We start from the raw sequence: 309 nt of genomic DNA on the forward strand, positions 1-309 counted from the left end.
AGTTCTCTCGCTCACCTTAGGATTCTCTCCTCGCCTACCTGTGTCGGTTTGCGGTACAGGCACCTTTTATCTCGCTAGAAGCTTTTCTTGGCAGCGGGGAATCAAAGACTTCGCTCCATAAGGAGCTTCCCCATCACAGCTCAGCCTTCGCGGTAAGCGGATTTTCCTACTTACCAGCCTAACTGCTTGGACGTGCACAACCAATCGCACGCTTCTTCTATCCTTCTGCGTCCCTCCATTGCTCAAACGATAAAGAGGTGGTACAGGAATATCAACCTGTTGTCCATCGCCTACGCCTGTCGGCCTCGG

The 309-nt window shown here is 52.4% G+C and carries 1 rRNA gene; it reads right to left on the reverse strand.

The window, feature by feature from the left end:
* Positions 1-309, reverse strand: a 23S ribosomal RNA gene (locus tag KFD70_RS29315); the annotation flags it as partial.

Origin of the sequence: Bacillus pfraonensis, assembly GCF_050768835.1 — a bacterium.
GTDB classification, from domain to species: domain Bacteria; phylum Bacillota; class Bacilli; order Bacillales; family Bacillaceae_G; genus Bacillus_A; species Bacillus_A pfraonensis.